The sequence below is a fragment of the Rhizobium sp. K33 genome, assembly GCF_056501445.1.
This window is the reverse complement of sequence record NZ_CP096478.1, coordinates 4,243,079-4,267,027: the sequence shown is the minus strand read 5'-3', so window position 1 is coordinate 4,267,027 and position 23,949 is coordinate 4,243,079. Positions and strand designations below refer to the sequence as shown.

Below are 23,949 nucleotides of genomic sequence, written 5' to 3'. Positions count from 1 at the left end.
TTTCACGATCAGCTCAGGGCCTTCTTCAGCGGCGTGATGTGGCGCAGGACGAGGAGGTCGAGGAGGAGGACCGCCAGGAGGATGGCGCCGGAGAGCGGGAAGAGCAGAGCCGTTCCCAGCATGACCAGGGCTCCGGTCTTCCAGAGTGGTCCGGGCTCGCCGACCGTCGGGGCGACGAGGCGGGCGGCACCCTTGGGGCGGCGCTTCCACCACATCACGAAGCCGCTGACCGAAAGGAAGATGATCGACAGACAGAAGAGGTTGACCAGCACCAGATTCCAGAGACCCATGTCGCCCTCGTGGAAGGCGATGCCGGCGGCCATGGCCTTGCCGGCTGCGCCGTAGTCGCCAAAGCCGACATCGGCAAGGATGCGGCCGGTATACTGATCGACATGGACGGTGCGATCCATCAACGGATTGGCACTGTCATTGCTCATCGTGTCGCGCGAGATGGTCCAGACGGCCGTTTCGTCGCCCGGAAACGCGAGCTGGAAGCGCTGGTCGAAGCCGAGCGTGCGGGCGAGCGTGACGATGGCGTCAAGCGTGACGGGCTGGCCGTCGGGCGTGCCGGTGACTCCGGCTTCAGACCCGGAGGCGGGCATCGGGGTCTGCTCGAGCGTCCACGGCACTTCCTTGACGCCACCGTGGTTCATGCTGGCATGGGTCTTGTCGGAGAGGGGGACATTGTCCCACTTCTCGGCCGGGAAGGTGCTCCAGGCCTGGGTCATCTTCTCGCCCCAGATGCCGGCCCAGGTCAGGCCCGAAATGAGGAAGACCACGAGGAAGAGCGAGGCATAGAAGCCGATCGTCAGATGCAGCGACTTCCAGAGCTGGCGGCCCTTTGCCGAGAGGCGCGGGAGAAGCACAGAGCCGAAGCCCTGGCCATCGCGTGGCCACCAGAGATAGAGGCCGGTGATCACCAGTATGATGCCGAAGCCGGCGGCGATCTCGATCAGGCGGTCGCCGAGCGTGCCGATCAACAGGGTGCCGTGGATATCGCTGGCGAGGTCGTAGAGACCCGCCTGGCGTTCCCAATGGCCGAGCGCTTCGGCTTTATAGGGATCAACGGCGACCATGTAGGACGCCTCGCCCTGATTGACGCGGAAGAGCGACGCCTGCTCGGGGGTGCGCGGCGCGATATACTGCACGATCTGGCCGGGGATCTCCTTGACGGCGGCTTCCGACTGCAGGGAGACGGCAGCGACGGTGGCCTGCGGTTCGACCACATAGGTCTTTTCCCCGTCCCGGCCGAAGAGAGTCGCGGTCCACAGCATCATCAGGCCGGTGACGGCGAGCATGATCATGAAGGGCGCCACATAGAGGCCGACATAGAAATGCCAGCGCCAGGCGGTGATGTAGAACCGGCGCGACAGGTCCTTGCCTGTGGCTTGAACGGGGTGGAGGTCGGAAACGGTTGTCATCCAGGATCTCTGTTGTTGGGGGGAAGGTTCAGTTGGAGAGTGCGCGGTCACCGGCGGCCACGCCGGCGAGTTCACGCTGATCGAGCACGGTGACGAGATCGCCATGTCTGATGTCGATGAGACCCGCCTTCTTCAGGCGGGTGAGGCAGCGGCTGACCGTCTCGATGGTCAGACCGAGCCAATCGGCGAGATCGCCGCGGGTGGGATACAGATGGAAGGTCACGGCTCCGCGCTTGCGGTCACGCGCCGGACGACCGAATTGGAGGGCAAGATCGATCAGCGCGGAGGCGACGCGCTCGGGCGCGGTCTTGCGGCCGAGCAGCATGACGAGGCTTTGCGAGCGAGCGAGCATTTCGCTGAGCGCCTGATCGCGCTCGCCCGGAGCCAGGCTGTCGGGGACGAGTTCCAGCCGGGTGAAGCCTAAGGTTTCGGCGGAATAGCGGTTCTGATCACCGAAGCCCAAGCCGATCAGACGGCCGGGTCCGACCAGATCGATGATCTGCCGTCTGCCATCCGAGAGGGTCTGGGCGGTCGCGATACAGCCATCGACGACACGGTATTGCGGGGAGCGGGCAAGCCCTTCGAGAAAGACCACGGTGCGCGGCGGCAGAAGCGGTCCGGACAGAGAGGCGGTGCGCAAGTCCGGCGCCGTTGGAGAAACACGCGGAAACGCGGGCGGTGCCGCGGGATTGGCGAGCATTTGCAGCATGACAGACATCCGATTGCGACCGGAGCTGCGAAAACTGCAGGCCCACCGGTCTGACGATACGACCGACCGGCGCGATGCGCCGGCCACGAGGTTCGATCAGACGGTGACGGGTGGTGCGCGAGGATGGCTCGCGGGCGGGAAAAGCTGGCGGTAATGTGCTTCCGCCGGCTGCGGCAGGACAATGGCTGCCACGAAGGGCATGCGGGCGCCCACCGCATCGGATGGTGTCGGCAGAAGGGCGGTTGCGGCAATCCGGCAGGCTTCGCAGGTCGAGCTGCCGGCATGTGGTTTGCTCTTGCCGTCTTCGGATGGCAGGCAGAGTTCCGGCAGCGTGCCATCGGGAAGGGTGAGCGCTGCGATCTCTTGAGGAGAAAGCTGCGGCACGGAGGACACGGCCGGGCGGTGCGCGAGGCCGAGCAGAACCAGCGCGACGACGCAGATCATGCGTATCGCCCGGTCAAAACTCATCGGCAAGCCCCGTTCGGCCATTCTATCCCCCCGACAGATCAAGCGTGGATAGCACCGCCTCGCGCCGCTCACAAGCCGGAGCCCACTTCCATCTCGTCGCAGGGTCTCCTGCACATACAGCAATGGCTTTCGGAGGTGAGCTTAGGCCGCCGGATGGCTGCGCATCTGGCCGGGTGTCCTGCCATAGGTGCCCTTGAAGACACGGGTGAAATGGGAGGTGTTCTGGAAACCGACCTGCAGCGCGATGTCGATCAGCGAGGCATTGGTCTGGGTGACCAGCATCTTGGCGCGCTCCATCCGCAGCTTCGTATAGATGCGGGCCGGCGAGACATCGATCTTCTGGGCGAAGAGTCTCTCCAGCTGGCGGCGCGAGAGACCGACGGAGCGGGCGAGCTGGTCGATCGTCAGCTCGTTTTCCAGGCTCTGTTCCATCAGGATCAGCACCGCCTTCACGCGGGGGTCATCACATTCGATGGTGAGCGGCCGGCGGACCTGGATGTCCTTGTTGGTGCGGGCCTTTTCGATCTGCAGGACTTCCAGCGCATTGCGTTCGGCATCATGGCCGAGATACTGGCGAACGATGAAGGCCGCAAGATCGGCCGACGAGCTGCCGCCGGCGCAGGAACCGCGACGACGATCGAGATTGAAGAGGCGGTCGGAGCGGACATCATGGCCGGGAAAGCGATCCCGGAACTCCTGGTAATGCAGCCAGCTGACACAGGTCTGGTGGTTCTTCATGAGGCCGGCTTCGGCGAGAATGAAGGTGCCGGTGCAGAGCCCGATCAGCGGGACCTTCTGGGCATCCGCCTTCTTCAGGAAGGCGATGGTCTGGTCATCGACCGCCGGCTGGCGGCCGAGCAGCCCGCCGACCACGACGATGTAGTCGAAGCGGCTCGGGTCGACGAAATCGCTTGTCGGCGCGACCTGCACGCCGCAGCTGGAGCTGATCAGATGGCGGGTGCTGCCGATGACCTGCCAGTCGGCGAGCACGCGGCCGGAGCGATCGTATTCGTCGCTCGCGAGCCGGATCGTATCGATGAACAGCGCAAAGGCCGACAGCGTGAAGGATCGCGACAGCACGAAACCGATCTTCAGCCGCGGCCTCTTCGTTGCCTCGTCACCCGACATTGCCCTGGTCTCCGAATTCCGGCGTAATCGCCATCCTCCACGCTATCAGCGGACCGATGTCGCTGCAATCACGACTCGTCGGGTTCGTTCGCCTTGAGGTCCTGATGGGCGGGGACAACCTTCTGGCGGGTGAAGCCGCGCAGGCCTGAGACTTCCTCCGAATCGCGCTCGATCTGCACTTCGCTTGCGGCATAATAGATGACGAGCTTTGCGACCGACATCAGGGCATGGAGGTGGATGCGCTCGTAGCCGTGCGACGCATCCACCCCAAAAGCGAGGAGCGCCGTGCGCACGTCATGACCGGCCTCCACCGCCGAGGCGGCATCGGAGCGGTAATAGCGGAAGACATCCTTCTGCACGCGAATGCCATGTTCGCCGCAGAGTTCGTAAAGCTTCTTCGACAGATGGTAGTCGAAGGGGCCGGTCTGGTCGGCCATGGCCAGCGTCACGCCGAACTCATCGGAATTCTGCCCGGGCGCCGTGGTGCCATTGTCGACGGCCACGAGGGAGGCGATCTCGGGCACAAGGGCTGCGGAGGCCCCGACGCCCACTTCTTCGCCGATGGTGAAGAGCCAATAGGTATCGACCGGTGTCTCGACATTCTCGCGCTGCATGGCCTCCAGCGCCGCCAGCATGATCGCGACGCCGGCCTTGTCGTCCAGATGCCGCGAGACGATGTAGCCGTTGTCGAGGAATTCCGGCTGCGGATCGATGGCGATGATATCGCCGATGTCGATGCCGAGCTGGACGATGTCCTTGCGATCGCGCGCGAGCGCATCAATGCGCAATTCGACATGGCGCCAGCCCGTGGGCTGAGTGTCCACCTCGTCGTTGAATGTGTGGCCGGAGGCCTTGAGCGGCAGGATGGAGCCGCGATAGATGCCCTTGGAGGAGAAGATGGAGGCGCGCGCGCCCTCCGCAAAGCGCGCCGACCAATGACCGATCGACACGAGTTCGAGGCGGCCATTGTCCTTCAGGGCCTTGACCTGGGCGCCGAGGGTATCGAGGTGCGAAACGATGGCGCGGGCCGGCCGCTCATGGGCGCCGGCGCGGCGGGCGCGGATCGCGCCACGGCGGGTGAGCTTCACTTCAAGCCCGAGGCGCTCGAGTTCGCGCGCCGTGTAGCGAACGGATTCATCGGTGAAACCGGTGGGGCTCGGGATCGCAAGCAGTGCTTTCAGCCGGGACCGGAGGTAATCCGGGTCGATATCGATCGGTGTCTGCATCCTGGCTTTTTGGCAGCCGCTGCCGCCGGGGTCAACAGCAAGGGGGCCATTCGCTTCAGGGCCGGATGGATCTCCTGGTCTTTCCGGCCGGTGCTTTCAGGCCTTGTGCAGGGCCCCGGGCTTGTGAGCGGCGCGCTTTCCCGTCTTGCTGCTCTCGACGATGTATTGCGGGTCCGATTTCGACGCGTTCACCTCGTGATCCTTGATCTTGGTTGGCGAGGTCTGCTTCTTGACGACCTTGCCTTCCGTCTTGCCCTGGCTGGTTTTCCACTCGACCTTGTCGCCCTTGTGCAGGTTCTTCGTCATGTTCGGATCTCCCATTTGATGGCTTGGCTTGCAGCGCCTGCTGCATTTACTGAATCTGTTCCTTCACCCAGTCGCGCCCGGCATCGCCGCCCCAGAGGAGCCAGGCGATGTAGCCGGCGGAGGGGTTGTCGTCGTCACCGAAATTCTTCGCCCGCTTGTCGACCTTGTGACGGGCGAAATAGCTCTTCATGCGCTTCATCGTGTCTTCGCTGAGATTTCGCTGGTTCTTGAGATCGCGCGCCCGGGCGACGCCGACCTGGGTTCCGCCGCGGTTGAACTTCTGGCGCAATTCCAGCCCCCGCGCCGCCTCCTTGGCCACAGCTGCGGTCGGCTTGAACGTATCGGACATCTCGGCTTCCTCCGGCATGAATGGCGGGCAAGGGCGTCGCTCGACAATGCGTGACGCGGCGCCCGTGCTCTCGCAGGAGAACGGTGCAGCCGGGATCCGGTTCCGGAGCGCGGCTCGGCGGAGGGCAAGGAGGCCTGATGCGCGCGCTGACGGGGATGCGGACAGGACGGGGAGGATGTGTTAGGATAGATGGCGGACAGGGTGGCCGCTCCAGACAGCTGATCAGTCAAACTCAATCCAGCTCATATCGTATTGTATTTACACGTTCTTTTCCCACTACTCGGCTTGTCCACATGCCATCTCGTCTCATCCCGTAACATCAAATCGCGGCACTTGTGGCGGGCTGAGTGGCGGGCTAGCAAACCTGCATGGAGAGCATAAAGGAGACGAAAAAGATGCTGAGCGACGCCAAGGCACGCAAGCTGAAACCAAATGACAAAGCCGTTTCAGACGGTACGATTGTCGGGCTCTACCTCGTACCTGGGGGTAGCCCCGGCAGCGGTAAGTGGATCCTGCGTTTCCTATCACCGGCTAGCGGCAAGCGTCGAGAAATGGGGCTTGGAAGTTATCCAACTACATCAATCCGCGAAGCCCGGGCGAAGGCTTTTGAAGCACGTACCGTGATTGACGACGGAAACGACCCTTTGGAGATCCGCCGCAAGCAGGAACGGGAGGCCGCTCGTCTTGCCGCTGTTCCGACCTTTGCAGAGGCTGCGCGCCAGCACTTTGCGGACAAGGCGGAGGGCTTCCGCAACAAGAAGCACCGTGATCAATGGATCAGTACACTAGAGAGGTTTGTTTTCCCGAAGATTGGCAAGACCCGCGTAGACGAGCTTGCTCCGGCCGACTTTGCCGCCTGCCTTAAGCCCATCTGGCTTGAAAAGGCGGAAACCGCATCCCGGGTAAAGCAGCGTTGCGACTCGGTAATGAATTGGGCCGCCGCGAACGGCTTCATTCTGGCAAGCCCCGTCGGCGTCGTCGACAAGTTGTTGCCGAAGCAGCCGGGCAAACGAGAGCGGGTCGAGCATCATCCTGCCCTCCCTTGGAGATCGTTGCCTTCGTTCTTTACAGAAGTCCTTTATGCAGGAGAGTCAAACAGTACGCGGCAGATGCTCGAACTGCTGATCCTGACCGGCAGTCGCTCAGGGGAACTTCGGCTTATGGATTGGCGGGAGATCGACTTCTCTCACCGGATCTGGACGGTACCTGCCCCCAGGATGAAGGCAAAGGTTGCTCACCGCGTGCCTTTGGGACCGCGAGCCATCGACATTCTTGAAGAACGGCTGGAGCTTACGGAAAGCGGAGAGGGCCTCGTCTTCCCGTCTCGCACCAAAAAGGCAGTCACGGATATGGCGTTAACAAAATTCCTGCACGATCATGAAGTCGAAAGCGATAGCCCCGGACGACATGCGACAGCGCATGGTTTCAGATCAAGCTTTCGCGACTGGGCGTCGGAGAACGGGTATCCGCGGGATCTAGCTGAGCGTGCTCTTGCGCATACTGTGAAGAATGCTGTCGAGGCTGCTTATCATCGGACCGATCTTCTGGATCAGCGGCGACCGATGATGATGGACTGGGAGAGGTACTGCCTGGATGGAAGATAACTACTTGGCTAGCATCGCTCCGTAGAGCGGCACTGAGAGTGCTAAGTGATTATTGAACTAATTGAAGGTCGGCGCGCGGGCCAGTCATCCAGCGCAGTGTAACAGCGGTGCGTGAACTGGCGCTGTTTCCGATCGCGCTCATTTGTCCAGGCGAACGGAAAGGCCAATGTGGCCTTGAGCTTGGATGCTCCGTGGAAGTTCCAAGGCACCAGGATCTAATTTGCTGACGGCCGGCTCTCCACAACCAAAGCATTCAGACTCACGAATTTCGCAACCCGAACATACGGGTCGTTAGCAAATACGATGCTAGTTCGTCGATGAAATTCGAAGCGCTAGAGCTGGGAGCATCACATGGACGAAAGTGGATTTAAGCAGTGGCTGCAAGAAGGCGGCGCCAATGTGGAGGACGCGATCAACACCCGAATTTACGCAGTCCGTACGATCGAACGCAACTTGAAAGCGTTAGGATCCCTGCACAGCGATCTAGCTTCCGCTCATCAGGATGATCAGTTTGCCCAGTTGCTACAACGTATTGCGGACATGCGGACTGATGAGGCTGTTGCTCGTCACGATTACCGCATCTTAATGCCGCAATCGGTCAGGCCGCAGAATCGGCTTTCAAGCTGGCGTTCTTGGCTTAGACTCTACGGACGCTTTCTAAGCGGTGAGGTTCGCGCTCCCCGCGACGCAGACCGGATTCGGCAGTACGTGCTGGATCAATATATTGAGCCCGCCCGCGAGCGAGATGATCCCAGTGTTGATGTTCTTGTCCGAGATGTAAACACTGCGCTCGGATTGACAGAGGCATGGCCCAACATCAGTCAGGCCCTAAGCGGACCGATGTTCCAGGAATTAGCAGACGTATCGGCTCCTGAACGTATAGGTGCAGAAGCTAGCCCTGCGACCATTTTCAGGTTCCATTTCGATCACCAGCCCGAAATCGATCATGTTCCAGGTTTAATTCTATTTGATCGGGATGGTTCGGGGTTCGCTCCGGCGAGAATACGAAGCCGAGCTGACGAACGCCTTGCTTTCAGAGTAAAGCCAGAGGGAGCGACGAACGATGCCGACCAGGCGTTGGCATTCGATGACATAACTGATGTAGCTCGCGCTATGCTGATCGAGCGCCTCCCAGCAAGGGTACGACCGATTGGAGGCGGAAGCGCCAACTATGTTCAATTCGGTGGCAAACTCGTCCGTTACGAACTGGATCCAATGATCGCACGTGACTTAGGCATCCCTCCTGCCGGCGACTTAGGGGACGGATCATCAAAAGTGCAGTTCGCGTTGCCTCTCGCTACAGAGCCGACGAACCTTATTTTGTATGGACCGCCTGGAACCGGAAAGACCCACCAAACCGCAGCAGAAGCAATTCGACTCTGTGGAGAGCCGGCACCAGCGGATCGATCAGCACTGATGGCTACGTATCGTCGCCTTCTCGATGCAGGCCGTATCGAATTCGTCACCTTTCATCAGTCCATGGCTTACGAAGATTTCGTCGAAGGCTTGCGGCCGTCCAAGGGGGCAGATGACGCGTCGATTGGTTTCGAGTTGAAGCCGGAGCACGGCGTCTTTCGTCGTATCTCACGCCGCGCAGAGACTAGTACGGGACCAGGAAATGTGCCGTTTTCACTGGCGGGGCGGCAGATCTATAAAATGTCGATCGGCGCGGCCAATAACCCTGACGATGCGCATCTTTTCGAAGAAGCCATAACCGGGGGTTACACGCTTTTGGGTTACGAAGACATAGACTGGTCAGACAGCAAATACTTCGAGCGTGAAGCGATCATAGAGGCCGTACGAACGCACGGTGAGATTTCTAGCGAAGAGCCGACTGCAATGAGCGGTCGCGTCCAGATGCCCTTCATTTTCCGAAACCTGCTGAAGAAGGGTGACATAATCATTGTTTCAAAGGGCAACGGGCTGTTTCGTGCAATCGGCGAGGTAACGGGTGACTACCAGTTCGCTCCCCGGGAAGGCGGTGACTATGGACATCGCCGCGCAGTGAAGTGGTTGTGGATTGATCGGGTCGGCGTACCGGTCTCGGAGGTCTACGCTCGCAACTTTAGTATGAAGTCGATCTACCTGCTTACTCCTTCAGAACTGAATCTCCCTGCACTGGAGCGGTACATCACGAGCCAGCAAAACACGGGGCGCGGAGCGCCGGAGCAGTTCGTCCTTATCATCGATGAGATTAACAGGGCGAACATCTCCAAGGTTTTCGGCGAACTAATCACACTCTTGGAACCGGACAAAAGGCTCGGCAAGCCCAATGAATTGAAAGTGAGGTTGCCGTATTCGAAAGATGCCTTTGGCGTTCCAGCCAACCTTCACATAATCGGGACAATGAACACGGCCGATAGATCGATAGCCCTATTGGACACTGCCTTGCGGCGACGTTTCATCTTCAGAGAACTCATGCCCGACCCCTCGATGCTAGACGTCGTGGAGGGGATTGACCTACCGTTGCTGCTGAAAACATTGAATGATCGAATTGAGTATCTGTTCGACCGAGAACATCAAATTGGGCACGCGTACTTCATGAGTTGCAGCTCCAAAGCCGACGTCGATGAGGTGATGCGCAATAGAATAATCCCGCTACTTACAGAATATTTTTACGACGATTGGCAGAAGGTTGCGATTGTACTGGGCGATGCCCACAATCGAGAAGGTGATCGGCAGGGGAATTTCATAGACCGGCAACTACTTAAGGTTCCTAGTTCCATGGCCTCAGATGACGGTGATGCGACGGCGCGCTACCGTTGGTCAGTCCGCAAGGAGTTTTCCTACCAGGATTTCATGGCAACATGATCCGACGCACGATCCAGGAATGGAGTTCAATTTCCTACGGCAGCGGTAGCCTGGAGATACCTGCCGATGCAGCCGATCGGCTTGCTGCGGTTGCCAGGGCCTCGCCGTTAGCCGGTCGAAGCGGTAATCGGGTGCTTGAGCATGGTAGAAACGGGCTGCGTGCGCAGGGCGTTGTCGGCGTATTAGCAGCCAAGGGCTGTACTTTGGAGATCCTGCCGAAAATTGACGCCCTACCATCTGCGGGTGAGGACGCAGTTGGAGCTGTGCGACAGCGACTAGTTCACATGCTGGCGGTTGCTCTAGATTTGAAAATAGATGCTGGTGCACTGACCCATTTATCTTGGCAAAAGGAAACCTTACTAGAAATCCTGATAAAGCTCTTCTGCGAAAAGCTCGCACACTCCGTGCGCCGAGGAATGCCGCGACGTTATATTGAGCTGCACGAGGACCTGCCATCTATTCGAGGGAGGCTAGATCTAACCCGGCAGTTCACGACGCTCGGGGGCAATCCTTCACGGCTTGCGTGCCGTTTTGATGCCCTTACGCGGGACATCGCCCTCAACCAGATTATGAAGGCCGCAATCCGAAGTTTGGCAAAAATCGCGAGAACGAATGCCAACCAGCAGCGTTTACGCGAACTTGAATTTGTCTATTCCGAAGTATCGGAAGTGCCAATCTCATTGCTTCGATGGGACGACGTTGTATTGGACCGCACGAGTAAACAATGGGCGGAGCTGTTGAGCCTGGCGAAGATGCTTCTTGGCCATCGCTTTCAGACAACTTCAGAAGGAGGAACGGACGGCTATGCACTCCTTTTCGAAATGAGCACGCTTTTCGAAGAGTACGTTACCCGGATGCTCTATCGTGCGTTACGGGACAGTGATCTGAAGGTCGTTAGCCAAGGCGGACGGCTTTATTGCTTGGAGAATGAAGCGAAGAAGCCGCTTTTTCAGACCAGGCCTGACATTCTTATCAAACGCGGCAACGATGTTGTGCACCTGATCGACACCAAGTGGAAGACTATCAAAAGTGCGGCAGACGATCCTAAGCAAGACGTCTCTCAGGGAGATGTCTACCAGATGATGGCGTATGGCCAGCTGTACAAATGTCCTCGTCTCACGCTTTTGTATCCACACCACAACGGCCTAGCTGCGGCAGACGGTATCCATTCAACATTTCGCGTTAACACAGGAGGCCAGTCTATCGAGGTCCGTGCCATTGATCTGTCGACAGATTCTGGGGTGCTCGATCGATTGAAGTCGTTTTTCTTTCAACACTTCGAGAACTGAATTTGATGCAAAGGAGGGGTAAATTGACGCAGACGGCCGGGTAACTTCTGCTGCCGTTTTACCGATCTTATTGATCATTGTCGACCGATCATGGGCTCGGTGAAGTATCATACTCATCGACGACCACAGAGCCAAGCTAGGCATTGCCTAATCACCTAGATTACTGCACCATACGGGGCATCGGCTATTCATTCATATTATAATTGCAGGGGTGCGTGAAATGGCGCTGCGTCCGATACTGGTCTCTATTCAAGCTCATGCGGGAAACTGAACGGAGATGCTCGGCAACTTAGCCCGATAGGGAGCGGCAGCGGGAGCTTTCATAGCCTTCCAAACAAGAGTTGCTTCCGTGCTTCTTCAATAAGTGAGCATTGTCTAAATCCTGACGATTGTAAGGGCCACATATTTCGCCACAAAGGAACCGGCACGCATTGCTAGCACACGGAGCGATCCGCTAGCCCTCTTCGCCAGCATAGATATCGAGCAGCAGTTCAGGGTTTGATCCCTGGCCCTGTAGCTCTTCCAATATCTGCTCCAGGATCACACCGTATTTGCCCTGAGCGCTGGCGCGGCTCTGATGGGCGAGGTCAGCCAAAGTTCTTCTCGTTGCTTTGGCGAGCGCGTCCGCTACTGGATCGGTTCCTATGACCAACGCATGTCTGTCGACCATTCGCCAACGGATAAGACCGACCAGGAGAAACGGCGCGTAGTGAAACTTGTTGTAGGTGGTGCCGAGGTTTTCCCGGAACTCCAAAAGCACGCGTCTGGCGAGCAGCTCGACATTCTGCCTCGTGAGCTGCCGGGGAGCGGTTTCGGATCGAGAGAGCATAAAGGCTAGGGCTGCAGTTTCGCGCTGCCATACCCAGTTCTGTATCGGCTTCTGAAGGATCTTGTGTATGGCTCGCAACTCGAGCGTCTTGTCGGAAACGATCCGCCCAAAGCCCTGGTATGCTAGCTTCCAATGGCTTGGATGGTTGAAGAGCTTATGACCCGACATTTGTTGGTCCCAAGCGTCAAGAAGAACGATCGCCACGTCGTTCGGGCAAAGCCGGAACAGCCAAGTCAGAAACCGGAGAGAGTCGTTACCGGCATGCAACTTGCCGGACAAGCGCAAGTTCACATGAGCGACTGCTTTATCAATCAGTTTGCGCAGATTTGCTACCGTTACGTCGCCGATCTCGGATGGAAGCTCGCCATCGCTTGAAACTGCATAAGACCGTGCGTATCGATCATCTGCCTTATCCGCCAAGGCTTTCCAATCGACTTCAACTGCGTTGGCGTTCGCATTCACGAGCTCGGCGAAACCCACTTCGAAGACGCTCGCATCCCACAGAGCTTTGGAGCACGGTATGACCAGACGACTTGGAACTGTTGGTTCTGGCTTCTCCAGGTTGGTAAGAAGTTCAGACCAGTCCTCATCGAGTTCTTCTGCGCTATCCCAATCGACCAGGAACTGCCTCGAAAGGCTTTCCGCGTAGACAAAAATCCTGGCGCGTCCAGATGCCGGTGCTTGCTCCACACTCAACTCAACCGGCACAGCGCCCGAGGGTTTCAGACCCAGATCGACAATCGCCTTTCTGGGCTTGGTGACGTTTTGCTTGCGTAGGTAGATGGAGAACCGCTCCTGCCCCGCTTGTATCGCGAACTGGGCAGGCGCAGGGCTTCTATAAATCTCACCCGCCGGGAGCGTTGTCTCTGGATCTATGAGGTCATAGCTTTCTGCGCCTGAAGGCCTTTGCACAATTGTGGAAATCTGTGGCAGAAAGTCGAAATAGACGGGTTCCCGCTTGCTCATTCGTGTCGCTGCGACCAAAGCCCCCTTGGCGACGGCCGATGGTGGTAGTGATACTAGCGGCATCCCCAGCGCATCTGCAAAATGATCTTGTATATGTTGCCTTACGGCTCCGTCAGTCAGAGACTCAACAAGCACCAAGTCGCAACTGCGGAGCAGATGCAGTATTGCGGATGGCAGGTCGGGGAACTCTAGGGAAAGCTTGTTTGGCGGCTCGAGGGCCTGCCAGTCGCCGTTGTTCATGCGAAGCAACTCTGGCTTGGTTTCAATGCCAAGCGCCAATCGCCCGACTGAACTTGCGGCATGCAGTGGTGCGCTCCAGTGCTTAGAGACTGACGCCTCTAGGCTACTGAGTGCGGCTTGCGCCAGATGCTCATATCCAAGGGAGCATTCGATGAGCTGACTGAAGTTTCGGCGCTCAGGTGCGAGCACCCCGCTGCCTTGGCCTTTGTGATTCCTGACTGTGAGCGCCTGAACAGTAAACCCTCGATCGACATGATTGATCACGCCGACGCGACAGGGCTTTTGGATGAGCTCAGCCGATAGTCCATACAGAACCGAAAGGACCGGCCTCCAAACCAGAAGCGGTGTAGATATCTTCGACCGCCGGAGCGCGCTCAAAAGCCGTTCCTGAAGGATTTCGCTGCTGTCCGTGACATCGTCGATGCTCGCAACGCCGATGCCTGCCCCGACGAACATGCCTGAGAACGCGTGGCTAAGAGCCAGAACGCTCGGATCAGGGGAGCTCAGCAAGGATCTGACCGATATCCTGCGATCATCGCTTCCTAATGCTCCCCATCCGCCGCCTCGGCCATGTGGAGCATGCCCGGCTTGTGCGCCCCCGACAAGCCGGCTTGCTTTGCCATCCCCGACCACAATGACTGAGCCGAATATGCCACCTTCGGTGGTGTTATCGTTTGCCGCTTCTTCACCATCGGCCGCAATTTGCCAATTGCGACTTGCGAAGTCCCGCCAGCCATTTAGGTCATAGCCACAGAGCTTTTTCATTAGGGCCCCGACTTGTAGATGTCGCCGCGGGCGAATGCTCGTATCGCATCAAGACCAAGCTTGAGCCCGGCCCCTACCGGATCGAAAGCTATACCCTGGACATTTGTCCGGACATCGCTGGCCTCCACCACCTCAGGCAAACCATTAGCTGGCGTGAGGATAAGGCCCTGCCTCAAGGTCTCTGACGTTGAGACCTTCTGGATGGCCATCAGGCGCTTATTGGCTTCTACGACAGCCTCCTTGACGTCTATGCGGTCAAGAGTATGAGGTGTCCAAACTGCCACTGTGCGGGGGACGTCAACGCGGCTTGGGTCTGTAATCTTCAAAGCCACATGTGACCGCGCATAGCTTAGAAGCCCCCTGGCCTGACTTGGGCGGGAATGAACTTCAACAACACGATTGAGTCGCTTCAGCCAGAAGACTGCGATGGGATTATCTTGATCAAACCATCGACCGAGGCTTGCTTCCGAGCGCCAGAAGATTGGCGACTGCGCAACGAGTTCGCAATCCTCAACATCGTGAAGTGCCAAGATCACGGCTAGAACACAGAAATCTGTCCATGTCTCTGCCTGCCATGCCCAAAGGTCGTCAACAACCAGCTGGTGCTTGAGCAGTCTCAACCACGCTTGATAGACCGCTCGGTAGTTGGCGTCCTGCATGAGGACATAGTTCGGAGCAATGCCCGCCTCTGCGACCATTACGTCCAATTCCGCCAAGAGGCGGGAAAAAATTCTGCAGAAGCGATATAGCGCGTCCACTTGTTCGTAGCGTCGGCTAGCCTTGGCCTTCGGATGCTCCTTCATCCATTGCCTCGCCACATCCGAGGCAAGAACCGTATAAGCGTGCAAGACGCGGTTCTCAGCAGTATCGAAATTTTCGCGGCGAACTGTCGCTAAGATCCTTTGGCTGGAACCTGCTCGCTCTGCAATAGTGCTGCCAGGCTGCCGCACAAGCCAGCGCATCGAAGCACGATCCATCTCCCGCACTCTGTCCAATGGCACGAGCTCTCGGGTGCGACGCAGCACCTTCCGGATCCGCGGTTCAAGGTCCTTGAGCTTCGGGAGGATTTCTCTCGCTTGGCGGATGATCTCGGCCATGCGCGGATCATCCTCGTGCTCCGCCCTTTCCCACGCGGCTTTGAGGCGGGGCCAAACGTGAGCGGGCTCGTCCAATGCCTCACCCAACTCCTGGACTCGAGCCAGCACCTCGTTCATTCGACGCAAAAGTGCCTGCGCTCGCAGATCGTCTTCTGTTTCGCTTTCAATCGTTTTCGGCGGCCTTACAGGGAAGCCCTGTCGAGTTGGATTTCTTCCAGAACCTGCGCGCGGATATGGATGCAGAAGCAGATCGATCGGCTGCCCCTGGATCATGCCCTTGAGCAACACCGTGTGCTCCGTCTTGGAGCGGGCAGGTGGGGTCACCTCGCTGATCAGGCAGTCCGTCGCCCCAAAGGCATCCAGACGCTCGCTACTCCATGGACGGGGCAGGTGCAGCATTAGCGAATGACCCCGTTCCAAACGAATTGCCCAGATCCATCCTGAGCGGCCTGGCGTGAGTCTTCGATCGCCTGGGCGAGCGCCTCATCCTCAAGGTCTCTGGCCACGAAATCGCGGAGTTTGCTGAACGGCTCATCAAAGCTATGCACTTCGAGCCCGCGCAACTTGGGGAGAAGCCTCATTTCGACTTGGTCTGCCAATGGCGCATGCAGAACTTGGCCTCGATCGCTTAATGGGTAGTTTGCCACATAGGCCACAATTGCTTTTCCAAGCCGGTGACCAAAAGGACGCTTGAAGGCGCTCATCAGCTCGATCATGGTGTTTAGGCTGGACTGGACCAGTGGCTTCTCTTCAACAGCCTTCGAATCGCGAACCCAGCTGCTCCAACGCTTAGCTGAGAGTGCTTCGGGCGTTGGTAGCTTTTCCGATACCGTGGCTGTCTTGAGTTTTTTCGGCGCGGCGAATCTCAGAACGTTGGCTCGGTCTACAACCTTGTCGGAAAGGGACTGAGTGCTCTCGTCCTCGTTCATGGTGCCCGCGAAGAGAAGATTGTAGCCGGGGAAGATTCTGGGCGCCTCCCGACCCTTGGGCATTGGAATTTCCAGTTCGATCTCGGCGTCCTTGCGGAGTTCAGCCTTTTCAACGTTTTTGGCAGACGGTCGGCTCTCAAGCCGGCTGAGAAAGTCAGAGAAATAGTATTCGACTCGCGCGAGGTTCATCTCATCGAGCAGAACCATCAGCATTCGGTCCTGGAACTCCGATTTCGGATTGTTCAGGAAGTCGAGCTGATACAGCGCCCTGGCCATGTCGGTCGGCCTGAAGCGCTTTTCGATGTAGTTGTAGAAGCCCATCAGATCCTGAGGGCTATCCCACCTGGGCTGCACGGGAACCTGAAGGAAGCCGATACCCATCGCGGCTGCGTATTGCCTGGGCAGCTGGCTCTTGCCCGTCCCAGATATACCCGCGAGAACAGCCATCTGCGCTGTCTCATTTACCTTCATGGCGGTATGGAACGCCCTCACCACCCGATCAGGGTAGTCTAGTCCGCTGGCCTTCAGCCTGTCGCTGACGTGTTTGAGAGCATCAGCTTCGTTTTCCGGCGCCCGTTCTTTCCATTCTTTCAGTCCAGAGAGAACAGGTGGAAGAAGTGTCAGCTCTTTAAGCCGTTCATCAACTTGCTTTGAAATGTCCGGATCGGCGCCCGCGTCAGCTGCGTCACCAGCTAACTCCTCCAGATAGGCAAGTTTGGCCAGAAGGGCGGCTCTCTTATCCTCCAGCGACTCGACAGACCGTTCAGCGGAACTGATCTGTTCCTGTGCGGCTGCAAGCTTGGCTGCGACGTTTGCCAGCTCAGACCTTGCCTCGACGGCTGCGGCGCGTTCTGCCACTTGCTGTTCACGCACCAACTCAAGCTCACTGCGGGCCGCTTCAACTCTGCCATCCAGATGGGCCAGTTCGCGTTCGCTGTCAGCCAACGAACGATTAATCTCTTCGAGGCGCGCCTCGGCATCTACTAGTGCCCGCTTCTCCTCGCGTAGAGCGGTGATCTGGCGCTCTAGTTCCGCCAGTTCGGTCTTCATCAGTTCGATCTGTGCGAACATGCGCTCAGCCGCGACTATGCGATCCTGCACGGCTTCAAGGTCGAGCCGGGCCGTCGCGAGATCTGCGTCAACTGTCGCTTTCTCTGCGAGAGCAGTTTCCATTTCGACGGTCAGCTTGCGGATCTCTGCTCGCTTTTCGTCTTGAAGAGTCCACTCAAGCTTTAGCTCGTCTAGTTGCCGCTTGGTGGCATCATACTCGGCCTGGATGTCTGCGATGTTTTCAAGCCGCTTCCGGCGTTCAGCAAGTTCTGTCTCAACATCTCTCAGAAGGTCTCTCTTGCTGTCGATATCAACTAGAAGGGCCTCCAGCGCACGCTGTGGACCTGCGGCAGAGACGACGCGGTCGTGAAAAATCGCGAAGAACAACTGGATGCCGATGAGTCCAAATAGGCCGATCCCAAGCAGCAGAAATATAAGGGTATTCGACGTAAGCATTGCTGGACCTTATTGCTCAGGGGCAGTGTTGGGCTGTTGGGTTGTTTCAGAAATTATCGGGGTCTCGTCGGTCGATTCCTGCGAAACCGACCCCGGTATTTTTGCGGGATCGGAACTCAGAGCGCTGAGCGTAGACCGCTTGGTCTTGATGTCCTCGGTCAGAGCCGCCTGCTCTTGCCGCAGATTTGAGACCTGTTGTGTTAAGGTTTTCAGCTGACCCTGCAGAGCATCGATGTCTGCCGAAATGAGGCGCGTCTGCTCCGCTGTGCCTTGAAGCTTGCTCAACTGGGCTCGAAGAGCGTCCAGGCTTGCCTGTTCGGTTTCGCGCTGGCTCTGTAGCTGCGATAGCTCTTCCCGGGCGGCGGCCAGTTGCTCACTCAAACTTCGTTGCGCTGCCTCCGCCACGCTCTTACGTCGCTCCGCCTCTGCCGCCTGAGAAGCAACCACGCGGGCAGCCACAGCGTCTCTTTCGAGTGCTTCAATCGTGGCTTCAAGTTCGGCCCTTTGTTTTTGTGCCGCGTCTATTTGGGGCAGCAGGCTTGCAAGTTGACTCTGAGCTTGCGTTCGTAGTTCTTCAGCCTGTCTCTGCCGACCTTCCGCCTCAGCCGCGGCAGATTTCGCGGCGTCGGTGGCAAGAGTTGCGCTCTGTTGCTGCCCCTCGAGCCGTGCGATGTCTGAGCGAAGCTGCTGCAGTTTTTTGTCTAGGTCTTCGTTGCTCGTCGCTAATGCGTCTCGGGCAATCTTGAGGTCCTCGGCGTCCTTTTGCGCCGATGCCGCCTCAGCCTTTGCGCTCTCAACTTGGCTCTTCAGTGTCGCGAGTTGAGTGACATAAGTTTGAACCTCTTGCTCCAACGAGGCCTTCGCCGATTGTAGGCTCGCTTGGTTCTTCTCTAAATCTTCCACCTGTCGTTTCAGATCGTCTAGGTCGCTACTACGGACTTGCGCATCAGCAATTTTGCGGTTGAGCTCCGCAAGCCGTGCGTCTGCATCTTCGAGATCCTGCTGCTTCAGGCTGTAAGCTTGCTCACTGTCTTTCAAACTCCGCGTCAGACGATCCAAATCCGCCTGAGACTTCTTTTGCTCGGCCTGCAGCTTCGACCTCTCAGCCTGAAGCGACGAGACGGTTGCCTTTAGCCTCGCTGCTTCTTCAATGGCTGCTTCCGCAGCTTCTTGCCGCTTTGACAGCGCCTGCAATGCAGTCTCGCCTTCGTTCAGCCGAGTTTGCAAGTCAACCAACTGGTCTTCAGCGGTCTTCAATGAGGTAACCTTGTTGGCCAGCTCGCTTTGCAGTTTTTCAAATTCTCGGTTCTTTGAAGCGATCTCCGAGTTGATCTCATCTCGCTGTCTGAGCGCAGCTGTGCGCTCATTGTTAAAACGATCAATCTCTGATGCGATCACGCCATAGCGACGTTCCATCTGATCCATTTGGAAGAAGATAGTTCCAAGCGCTGCAACTGAGACACCGGCCAGCAAGCCAGCCAAGACTGTGAAACGATGCGATTTACGAAAGCTGTTGTTTGACGCGCTCAATGCATCCCTCCAAATCCTTTTCTAGCTCGTCGACCCAGAAGCGCTGAACGCGCCATCCAAGTGATTGAAGCTGCTTGTCTCGCCAGTGATCGGCGAGTTTGCGTTTTCCATCTGTGTCGGCGTGCCAATGGCGTCCGTCGATCTCTAGGTCGAGCTTGATCTCGCCTCTCCCGAACAGTGCGAAGTCGAGCCTGCGGCCGGCAATCTCGAATTGCGGGATGGGTTCAAGTCCCTTCTCTTTTAGGGCGTTGAACACACGCCATTCCCACTTGCTGTCAAACGTGCTCTCTGCGACCCTCTTTCGAGGTTCGGTTGCAATCCTTGCTAGCTTCTGAAGGCTGCTGACTTTGCCAGATCGAGCGTAGCTGAGGTCCCCGAACACGTGAGCAACCGCGCGCGCACGACTGATCGCTACGTTCAACCGGCGCCAGTCTTTCTGGACAAAGGAAACGGCAGACATGGCGCTGGATGGTCCGAGGCAGGGTGAGAACAGGATCAGGTCACGTTCCTGCCCTTGGAAGCTATCCACTGTTCCAATTCGTAGATCGGCCTTTTCAATCACTTGCTCAGGGATTGCCGCATGTATTGCGTCGCTCAGTGCCTGCACCTGAGGTCGGAAAGGCGCAATAACGCCAACCGTGCCAGAATATGCTTCAGTGAGAAGCAAGAGCTTCAGGTGATCCGTGATGGCAGAAACTTCGGCCAAATTCACATTTGTCGACATGGGCGTCGACGGAGAAGGAACGTCCTTCCAGGCGATTCCAGGTTTCAATCCAGCGGGCGCCTTCAGCCTCTGTTGGTCGCCAGCGACACGCAGCTTTCCGCCGTAGAATGCTTCGTTGATGTATTCGACGATATCAGTTGCTGAACGGTATTGGTCGCGCAACATGACCTTTGACGCCCCCGGTGTCAGGTTCGCCAAGTCGAACAACGATTGCCGGCTTTGTGCGAAGCGGCCCATCGAGCCGATTGGCAGACCTTGCGCCTGCATGAGGTTGCGGTCATGGGCGATCCCCAGCTGACTGATGAAAGACAGCTGCTTATTGTCACCCACAACAACAGCGCGCTTGGCGCGCGCGAAAAGTGGCAGCGCTGAAGCGACATCGCACTGACTGGCTTCATCAAAAATGACCAAGTCGAAAAGCCCCGCCGCCAGCGGAATGCGCTTTGGAGCACTGAGGACCGACGCAAGCCAAAGCGGGCGGTGATTAACGACCTTCCGGGCCAATTCAGGACGTAAGGGGCCGGTCAGTTGAGCCAGCTCAAGGTTTGCGTGCTCCTCACCCAATTCCTGTCTTTCAGCCTCGGTCAGCACCGTCCTTTGGAGCAGAACCCGCGGCATGATCGACTGCACCAGTTCCGCAATCTCAGCCGTTAGCGAAACCGGATCCTCTGGCGCGCCAAGGCGCTCACATTCCTGCTGAAGCTTGGCAAGATGCTTCTTCAGCATCTCGTCCGAAGCGCCTTCGGCTGCCGGATCATCGTTAACGATGGCAGCACTTTTTCTCCCAATGAGCCGCTTGAGCACTTCGAGCAGTCGGGTGAAGATGGAAACGCGTGCGGCAGCTGATGGCGCTTCAGACGGATCAGGTTCCGCCTCGCGACGGGCCTCGAGGCGCTCTATAAGATCTGCAATGTGGCATCGCAGGCGACCAATCTCATCAATCGTCTGAAGCGCGTCTGCCCTCAACCTAGCGGTAGTAGCAAGCTTCGCACGGGCAATTAGATCTGGTGCAGGACCGGACCTACTCGGCTCCCTAATCAATTCCGTCAGGACTGCGTTGAATGACAAATCCAAGTCCCGAGCCGGATCGAGTGTCCGAACAATAAATGGCACGTCGTTGGCAATGCCGCGTAGCCGCTCTTCAACCGCATCGAGGGCTTGATGGTTCTTCGACGCCACGAGGACAGATCCGTCCGCATTGAGGATAGATGCCACCATCGAGACGATTGCTTGGCTCTTGCCGGTCCCCGGGGGGCCTGTGACGACCGTGAGGCTGGAGCCCAGCGCTTTCTCAACTGCTGCAATCTGTTCGCGGTTGAGCGGTCCTGTGTTGAGCGCTGCGGCGGGTGTGGGCTCAACCGAGCTCTGTAGGCCAAGGATTGGCGCAAGAGCCGTTCTAGAGAGCTCGTCTTGGCTCCATGCCGCAATGCGGTCGAGATCACGAACAGCTCCAGCAGTGAATGTGCTATCAGTTGGCAGAAAGATGCCGGCGATGTTGTAGATTCCAGGTCGAGCTGGATCGAGCTCTGTTGCGAGGCCACGGCCTGAAAGCTTTCCCTTGAAGCTGCCGCCCACTGCCTCCTTCAGTCGAGCTAAAAAGTCGTCGAGCGGCAGACCGGTGCCTTCCGGTTGACTGAAAACTTCGCGGAGAGCTTTTTCAGTCCATCGCTCACTACGTGCTGCCCCTTTGAGCCACTCAGGATTGACCAGAACATCATCGGCGTCGATGGTTAGTTCCAGATGTGTGTCGGTACGCACCCAGTCCGCGCTAATCAGCCCGATTGGCCAGATGACCGGCGCGCCTTTGGTCTGGCTGACCGCGATGGGCCAGCCGACTGCCATCGTCTGCTCGTTGGCTTCACGTTTGAGCAATGCCTTCCTGAACTCGTCAGAGAGGTCATTAAGCCCGATCTTGACTCGGATGCCTTTCCCATCGTCGCCGGTAAGGGGACCTGATCCCGTTATGAGATGAAATTGAACCCCATGGCGATCTTCAGCCTGAGAAATTGCGCCGCGTGGATCGGAACGAAGAGCTGAGCGGTAGTAACGTAGCAACGCGGCAGGCTCAGGCGCATTCGGTGTATCAGTTGGCTCAGGCAGATCGCCATCTTGGTAGAGGCTGAGAAAGACTGCAGGTGCTGCCTGCAGAACTCCGGCACCGGATGGTTCGCGTGAGCCATTTACGGCGGAAGGCATGGGACGGATGGCAGAGACCGCACGCCAGCGGCCATCGCGGCCCTTGGAGATCTTGCCTGCTTCTGAAAGGGCGGCAATTTCAGCATAGATCGAAGCCCGCATCCTGGGATCGAAATCGACATCGAGGAGAGCAAGAAGCTCACTCGTCGTTCGTCCGCTCGGCATTGCAGAGATCGTTCGCAGCAGAAGAGACATCAGCTTTTCTCAGTTAAGACGTTAAGCCGTTAAGCTTCTGGAGAACCGAGAGAAAAGCCGAATAGTTTGAAGGTAACCCAGGATTCTGCATTACAGTCATTGAACGGTATGTCATCGCTTCGCACGGCATAGGTGCACAATCATTCAGTGAAATGTCAATGATGATAAATGCGAATGCGACCAATTTTCCCGGCGCAATTTTGGGCGTCAGGTCGAGCATCAACTGGGGGGCCCTGCAGGAGATCTCGGATGGAGTCATGACCGTTTCGCTTCGGCCCTAGGCTACTGAGCGCGCCTCAGCGCGTGATCCAATCCCTGGTTGTCCAAGCTGGAGAATCATCGCACTACTGATGGCAGATCAATTCAATCGTCTCCAACAAGCAGCGAGGCTTGCGTGAGTTCTGTTAGACCGAATCTAGAATCGCAACTTGAGCAGCTTCTCGTAAATGACGATGAATTCCGTAGGCTCGAGAACGAGTTCGACCAGTTTTGTCCTTTCGAAGCGCTAGGTATGGTTCGGTCAGAAGTGCGTCACGGCAACTTTCTCGCCTATTTGCTAGAGCCGGGCAGACCTCATGGCTTCCACACGGACGTGCTTAGGGCATTCCTGTTGGCGGTATCTCGAGCAACAAGTCGGTCTTCCCAGACCGCTTCTCGGCTTAAGCCGCTCAACGTACATTTGATGGATATCGAGCAGGCGGATGTCAGGCGAGAGTGGCGAAGCATCGATCTGCTGATCGTCATTCCGGCAGAAAAACTAGTCATTCCAATCGAGCTCAAGGTCGAGTCATCGCAGGGATCCGACCAGCTTCTGCGATATCGCGGTATCGTTGAGAGCCAATGGCCTAAGGGAGATGGTTGGCGACATGTCAACGTGTTCCTTACAAAATACGAAGAGGAGCCGATCGATGCGGAGCACTGGCACGCGCTGAACCTCCGCGATCTTGTTGCGGAACTGGACATTGTGAGCGCGAGAGCGAGCCCAGGCCCCGGCAATGATAGCCTGAAAGCTTACTTGAGGATGCTGAGGAGGCACCATTTGGAAGACGCAGACCTTGAAGACATCGCTCGGAAGCTTTGGTCTCGCCATCGTGAAGCGCTCGAATTTCTAGCAGACAATCGTCCTGATGCGACAGCAAACCTGTTTGAAATACTTAAGGAACGGAAGTCCGCTGTCCTAAAGTCGCTGAAGGACATTGGGCTAAACGTTGTTCTGGATGCCGAATACAAAAATATTATCAGGTTTGCATTCGAGCAATGGGACACCCTTCCTGGCTTCAAGAGCTCTCGCTGGACCGACAGCAAGCGACTTATACTTTTGGAATTGAAGCGAGAGAAATCCAGTATCGCCGCATATCTCTATCTTGGTCCGGGTGATGAAGCCGCGCGATCCCAGTACCTGGCGCTACTCGACAAAACCAGGCTGCATCGACCAAACGCGCGCGCCGGGCGCGATTGGATGTGCCTCGCCAAGGCTGACATGCTACCCAACCAAATAGACGAGGATTCGGACCTGGATCTGGCGATGGAGGCCGTGATCGGCAGTCTGGACAAATTCGCAGCAAAGGTCTTCAATCACTTTGATCCCATCCTTGCCAACATTGATGGCTCGACAGCCGACATCACTGCGCGTTCAGGGCCTTAGCCGCCAAATGTGCCAG

16 protein-coding genes are annotated in these 23,949 nt (G+C 57.5%); 4 read left to right on the top strand and 12 right to left on the bottom strand.

Annotated elements, in window-relative coordinates; all coding sequences use genetic code 11:
* Nucleotides 1-8 precede the first annotated feature (8 nt).
* The 7 genes from M1E12_RS20505 to M1E12_RS20475 all read right to left on the bottom strand — a co-directional run bounded on the left by M1E12_RS20505 (nt 9) and on the right by M1E12_RS20475 (nt 5,607).
* Complete coding sequence (locus M1E12_RS20505) at nt 9-1,421, bottom strand: PepSY-associated TM helix domain-containing protein (RefSeq protein WP_479563097.1); 1,413 nt, start codon at nt 1,419-1,421, stop codon at nt 9-11.
* Nucleotides 1,422-1,449: 28 nt separating this feature from the next.
* Nucleotides 1,450-2,130: a helix-turn-helix domain-containing protein gene (locus M1E12_RS20500; protein WP_479563096.1), complete on the bottom strand. Its 681-nt coding sequence runs from the start codon at nt 2,128-2,130 to the stop codon at nt 1,450-1,452.
* Nucleotides 2,131-2,226: 96 nt separating this feature from the next.
* Entirely contained in the window at nt 2,227-2,619 is a 393-nt protein-coding gene (locus M1E12_RS20495) for a hypothetical protein (RefSeq protein WP_479563095.1), read from the bottom strand.
* A 120-nt stretch (nt 2,620-2,739) separates the two neighbouring features.
* On the bottom strand, nt 2,740-3,726 hold the full coding sequence (locus M1E12_RS20490) for a GlxA family transcriptional regulator (RefSeq protein WP_113458251.1): 987 nt from the start codon (nt 3,724-3,726) through the stop codon (nt 2,740-2,742).
* A 68-nt stretch (nt 3,727-3,794) separates the two neighbouring features.
* A complete protein-coding gene (locus M1E12_RS20485; RefSeq protein ID WP_479563094.1) occupies nt 3,795-4,952 on the bottom strand; it encodes an osmoprotectant NAGGN system M42 family peptidase in 1,158 nt (385 codons plus the stop codon).
* A gap of 96 nt (nt 4,953-5,048) precedes the next feature.
* A complete protein-coding gene (locus M1E12_RS20480; protein ID WP_479563093.1) occupies nt 5,049-5,258 on the bottom strand; it encodes a hypervirulence associated TUDOR domain-containing protein in 210 nt (69 codons plus the stop codon).
* A 46-nt stretch (nt 5,259-5,304) separates the two neighbouring features.
* Entirely contained in the window at nt 5,305-5,607 is a 303-nt protein-coding gene (locus M1E12_RS20475; protein ID WP_479563092.1) for a hypothetical protein, read from the bottom strand.
* 395 nt (nt 5,608-6,002) lie between these two features.
* Here M1E12_RS20475 and M1E12_RS20470 point away from each other — a divergent pair, with 395 nt between their 5' ends.
* The 3 genes from M1E12_RS20470 to M1E12_RS20460 all read left to right on the top strand — a co-directional run bounded on the left by M1E12_RS20470 (nt 6,003) and on the right by M1E12_RS20460 (nt 11,311).
* Complete coding sequence (locus M1E12_RS20470) at nt 6,003-7,211, top strand: tyrosine-type recombinase/integrase (protein WP_479563091.1); 1,209 nt, start codon at nt 6,003-6,005, stop codon at nt 7,209-7,211.
* Nucleotides 7,212-7,562: 351 nt separating this feature from the next.
* Nucleotides 7,563-10,022 (top strand): AAA family ATPase, encoded by a 2,460-nt coding sequence (locus M1E12_RS20465; protein ID WP_479563090.1) that lies wholly within the window; start codon nt 7,563-7,565, stop codon nt 10,020-10,022.
* Nucleotides 10,019-11,311 carry an McrC family protein gene (locus M1E12_RS20460; protein WP_479563089.1) on the top strand — a complete coding sequence of 431 codons (1,293 nt, stop codon included), beginning with the start codon at nt 10,019-10,021 and terminating at the stop codon, nt 11,309-11,311. The genes M1E12_RS20465 and M1E12_RS20460 overlap by 4 nt, the downstream gene beginning before the upstream one ends.
* Nucleotides 11,312-11,765: 454 nt before the next feature.
* Here M1E12_RS20460 and M1E12_RS20455 read toward each other — a convergent pair whose 3' ends face one another.
* The 5 genes from M1E12_RS20455 to M1E12_RS20435 are packed head-to-tail and all read right to left on the bottom strand — an operon-like array spanning nt 11,766 to nt 22,288.
* Nucleotides 11,766-14,111 carry a hypothetical protein gene (locus M1E12_RS20455; RefSeq protein WP_479563088.1) on the bottom strand — a complete coding sequence of 782 codons (2,346 nt, stop codon included), beginning with the start codon at nt 14,109-14,111 and terminating at the stop codon, nt 11,766-11,768.
* The gene (locus M1E12_RS20450) at nt 14,111-15,607 is read right to left on the bottom strand and encodes a DUF2357 domain-containing protein (protein WP_479563087.1); all 1,497 of its coding nucleotides are present in this window, start codon (nt 15,605-15,607) and stop codon (nt 14,111-14,113) included. The genes M1E12_RS20455 and M1E12_RS20450 overlap by 1 nt, the downstream gene beginning before the upstream one ends.
* Nucleotides 15,607-17,643 carry an McrB family protein gene (locus M1E12_RS20445; RefSeq protein WP_479563086.1) on the bottom strand — a complete coding sequence of 679 codons (2,037 nt, stop codon included), beginning with the start codon at nt 17,641-17,643 and terminating at the stop codon, nt 15,607-15,609. Before M1E12_RS20445 ends, M1E12_RS20450 begins: the two co-directional genes overlap by 1 nt.
* Before the next feature lie 9 nt (nt 17,644-17,652).
* Complete coding sequence (locus M1E12_RS20440; RefSeq protein WP_479563085.1) at nt 17,653-19,173, bottom strand: hypothetical protein; 1,521 nt, start codon at nt 19,171-19,173, stop codon at nt 17,653-17,655.
* Nucleotides 19,145-22,288 carry an AAA domain-containing protein gene (locus tag M1E12_RS20435; protein ID WP_479563084.1) on the bottom strand — a complete coding sequence of 1,048 codons (3,144 nt, stop codon included), beginning with the start codon at nt 22,286-22,288 and terminating at the stop codon, nt 19,145-19,147. The genes M1E12_RS20440 and M1E12_RS20435 overlap by 29 nt, the downstream gene beginning before the upstream one ends.
* Before the next feature lie 394 nt (nt 22,289-22,682).
* Here M1E12_RS20435 and M1E12_RS20430 point away from each other — a divergent pair, with 394 nt between their 5' ends.
* Nucleotides 22,683-23,933, top strand: a complete 1,251-nt coding sequence (locus tag M1E12_RS20430; protein ID WP_479563083.1) for a PDDEXK-like family protein — start codon at nt 22,683-22,685, stop codon at nt 23,931-23,933.
* The last annotated feature ends 16 nt before the right edge of the window (nt 23,934-23,949 follow it).